A 4,401-nucleotide genomic window follows, 5' to 3' on the forward strand; every position below is an offset into this window, starting at 1 on the left:
ACATCTGCTAACAGCCGTTTGGCGAGATTGGGGTTTTAGTGGAATTAGCGTTTTTTTATCATATCTTCGTTTTGGCAGAAAATACTCTGCTATAAAGTCCCCAACCACGCCAAGCGCCAAGACGTTGGCAGTAATTTTGAAAAAACCGAGAGAATTCAGTAATCTAACGCAACAAATGAAAAAAAATAAATTCTTAATATTTCTAATATTGACCATTATTTCGTGTGGACAAACAAAAAAGAACGATTCAAAAAACACATACAAATCTGAAGTAAAAGAATTTATAAAAAACGATAAAATGGATAAGTCAGAGTTTTGGAAAATAATAGAATATTCAATTGCAAAATCTGATTCCGATAAATTAGAACAAGAAAAAATAATTGTTGAAAAATTATCAACTTATAGTGCTGAGCAAATTATTGAATTTGAAATAATTTTTAGGCAATTGATTATTGAAGCGGATGAATTTAAAATAATGGGAGCGCAGAAAATTATTGAAGGATATGTTTCTGATGATAGTTATTTATATTTCCGCTGTTGGTTAATTGGAAAAGGAGAAAAAATCTATACAGAAACATTAAAAAATCCTGAATTTTTAGCAGAAAATATAAGCAAAGATGAAGAAACAAATTTTGAAGGATTAATGTATGTTGCAACTTCTGCATATAAAATAAAAACAGGGAAAAAAGAAGAAAATGAAAGTTTTCCAAGAGATGTAGCAATCAAAAAAGGTTTAGATTATGATTTTGGAGCTCCACCGACAAAAGGTACAGATTGGAAAGAAGAAGAATTGCCGAAAACTTATCCGAAATTGTGGAAAGTATTTAACTGAAAAAAAAACTACTGCCAACAGCCGTTTGGCATGATTGGGGATTTAGTGGAATTAGCGTTTTTTTATTACCTTTACGTTAAGCCGAAAATACTCGGTTTCAAAACTCCCCAACCACGCCAAGCGCCAAGACGTTAGCCGTAATTATACCTCGAAAGAAAGTAATCCTATGAAAAACAAACATTTATTAATTATTTTTTTACTGTTTATAAGTTGTAAAAAAGAAATTAAAGAAATTGAAATCACTCAAGAATTTAATAAAATTGAAGAAATTGAAATTAATATACCAAAACTAGAAAAATGGAAAGAATGTAAGGATTCTTCATTAGTTAAAAATTGGATTGAAAGAACTTCATTAGATAGTCTAACAAAACATTATGCGGTTTATTTATCAAATAAAACTGATTTGAAAAAGTTTGAAACTGACGAGAATATTTTACAAGATTTTGCAATTGTATATATTAGAAAACAAGAACAGAAACTAAAAATCAATCAAAATGATTTAGACAGAATTTTTAATACTCATATCAGACTAACAGAAACAAAAAAAGCGAAAATAAAGGATGCTTTAGAAAACATATATATTAACGAAAATTATTTAGAACCTAACAAATTTTTACTGCTTGAAGACTACAAAATTAATAATAATTGTAAAACTGCGGTTCTTTTAATGAAACAATATGTAAATAATCCAAAATATGTAACAATAATTATCCTTAATTGGTTGAACATAAAAAATCATTTATTTTATTCTTCATACTATTTAGAATTAAATGGAGAAAAATCAATTGAAATTGCAAAAGAAAATAATAGAAAAATTGTTACCGAATTAATGAACTTGAACAAATAACTACGGCTAACAGCCGTTTGGCGTGATTGGGGATTTAGTGGAATTAGCGTTTTTTTATTACCTTTACGTTAAGCAGAAAATACTCGGTTTCAAAAGTCCCCAACCACGCCAAGCGCCAAGACGTTAGCAGTAATGTTAGAAAAACGAATCGCAAAATAATGAAATTCAATATTTTAACAAATAATTTTTCAAAAATACAGAAAATACGAAAATGAAAAAAGTAATCAAAATATTAGCTATTATTATTTTATTTCTATTTCTTGTTTGTGCGTATTTGTATCTAACAGATTTTGGAAGAAAAGGAATTTTATCAAACGAACCTGGAAAACCCAAAATTGAAATTCCTGTAACTTATAATATTGGTTGGTGGTCATACCAAGATGATTTAATAATTGATAGCTTAAAAATTGAAATTGTTGAAAGTAATCTAAACTTATTCAATTCCAAATCTTTGATTTCGTATTCAGTTTATGGAAAAATGAAATTTGATGATGGTCATTGGGAACCAAATATTGAAAAAATTCATTTATCTGAACGAATTCAAAAAGATAGTTTGAAAAATAGAATTATAGAAATTACGCCAATAATATCTGTAACTGAAAAAGACAACCAAAAAAGCGGAGTAAAAAAATTCAAATTCAAAAACGAGCATACAATAATTTCCAACGGTTGGGGAAATAATACAATAAAATTTATTTGTGGAAACAAAGAACAAATTATTAAATTACAACAACGAAAATAAAAACACTACTGCTAACACACGTCTCGCGCAATTTGCGAATTTAGTGGAATTACCGTTTTTTATCGTATTTTCGTTTAGCCGAAAATACTCGTCTTCGTAAGTCGCAAACTGCGCGAGGCGCGAGAACGTTAGCGGTAATGCCGACGTAGAACGAAAAAATGCAATAGACGACAAATAAAATGAGTAAACAAACTAAATTAATAATTCTTTTTTTCTGTATTCTAAAATTGATACTTCATTTAATTGCAGATAGTCATTCGGGTTTTCAGGGCGATGAATTATTACATATTGAAGCAGGCAAACATTTGGCTTTTGGATATATGGAGTTCCCACCATTGATTGGTTTTTTTGCATTTATCCAAAACCTTTTTGGTAGTAATTCAGTTTACGTCCATCATCTTTTCGCACATATTGCAAGTTTATTAATCCTAATCTATGTAGCAAAAACAACAATTGAATTAGGTGGGAAAAATAAAGCACTATTTTTAGCTCTTTTTTGCATGATCATTGCACCAAGTTTTGGTCGTTCTCAACAGCTTTTTCAACCCGTAGTTTTCAGTCAATTATTTTGGGTATTGAGTTTTTATCAACTCACGAGGTTTGTTAAATATCTTGACAAAAGAAGTTTGTTGAATTTAACAGCATTTGTTATTTTGGGATGTTCTGTTAAGTACGATGCCTTGTTTTTTATTTTCGGACTATCTTCACTATTTTTATTTAAAAGAACGCGCCAATCACTTATACAACTCCATTTTTGGCAAAACATAATAGTAATTGGCTTGCTATTATTTCCCAATTTGATTTGGCAATATGTAAACAACTTTCCTGTATTGCAAATGTTTAGTAGACTTTACGAAACCCAGTTAGACCATATTTCTCGAGCTGGAAATTTAGGACGATTGTTGATTGAGATAAATCCTTTAACTTCTTTACTGATTATTCTTCCAGCATTCATTTATATTTTCAGAAATAATAAAAAAATAAACCTTCCATTAGCCTTTTCTATCATATTATCTATTGCTTCCCTATCGTTTAAAAACGGTAAACCTTATTATTTTTATCCCATCATTTTAACAATTATACCTTTTGGCGCCATTTTTTGGGAACAAATTATCTTACCAAAAAGAAAATGGATGATTTATCCAGTTACTACGTTATTACTTTTAGGTATTGTACTAATTCCTTTTGGAATGCCTGTTTATTCTTTCAATCGCTATCTCACAAAAATTTATCCATTTGAAAAGAAAGACATTGAAGGAGGAAAATATGCAGTAAAATATGATGAGTATTATAGCAAAGAAAAGTGGCGTAAAACGATGCAAGAATTAAAATCGGTCCATGATAATTTGCCTGCAAAAGAAAAACAAAATTGCCTAATTTGGGGTAAACATTATGGACAAGCAGGTGCAATAAATTTGTTGCGGATTGACTATAATTTACCCAAAGCATTTTCATATCACGGGAGTTTTTACAGTTGGACACCAAAAGGGGAAATGCCAGAAACTATTATTGCATTAAGTTATCGTGTTGGAGACTTTTTTAGTCCCTATTTTGGTGAAGTAAAATTGGTAAGAACCATTTACAATCCATATTCGGAAAACGAAGAAGAGCTTTATCAAAGAATTTATATTTGTAAAATGCCCAAACAAAACTTCGATAAAATGAAAGAGCAATTTAAAAAAAGAATATTCGAGTAAACAAATGCACTACCGCTAACAGCGGTTTTGCGAGATTGCGAAATAAGTGCTAAATTCACGTTTATCTTTCGCAAGAAATTTTATCTTAGCAGAAAATACTCGGTTCCGAAGTTCGCAACCTCGCAAAGCCACGAGACGTTAGTAGGAATAGCTCCGTGTGTAAAATCCTGAAATAGGTTGACAAAAAATCAACAACTATTTACAGGACAACATGAAAGAAAAGAAACCAGACTGTCAAAAAAAATCCGTTGGATTTGACTTAAAACTTAAGATCATTGATCAG

The 4,401-nt window shown here is 30.0% G+C and carries 4 protein-coding genes; all 4 read left to right on the plus strand.

From position 1 onward, the window contains the following. Nucleotides 1-832, plus strand: an 832-nt coding sequence (locus tag J3S90_RS15605; protein ID WP_236023987.1) for a DUF4240 domain-containing protein, incomplete at its 5' end; no start/stop codon positions are given. 166 nt (nucleotides 833-998) lie between these two features. Next, nucleotides 999-1,679 (plus strand): hypothetical protein, encoded by a 681-nt coding sequence (locus J3S90_RS15610; RefSeq protein ID WP_210646956.1) that lies wholly within the window; start codon nucleotides 999-1,001, stop codon nucleotides 1,677-1,679. A gap of 211 nt (nucleotides 1,680-1,890) precedes the next feature. Next, entirely contained in the window at nucleotides 1,891-2,421 is a 531-nt protein-coding gene (locus tag J3S90_RS15615; RefSeq protein WP_210646957.1) for a hypothetical protein, read from the plus strand. A gap of 179 nt (nucleotides 2,422-2,600) precedes the next feature. After that, entirely contained in the window at nucleotides 2,601-4,118 is a 1,518-nt protein-coding gene (locus J3S90_RS15620) for an ArnT family glycosyltransferase (protein WP_210646958.1), read from the plus strand. Nucleotides 4,119-4,401 lie beyond the last annotated feature (283 nt).

The organism is Flavobacterium flabelliforme (assembly GCF_017948675.1).
Lineage (GTDB): Bacteria > Bacteroidota > Bacteroidia > Flavobacteriales > Flavobacteriaceae > Flavobacterium > Flavobacterium pygoscelis.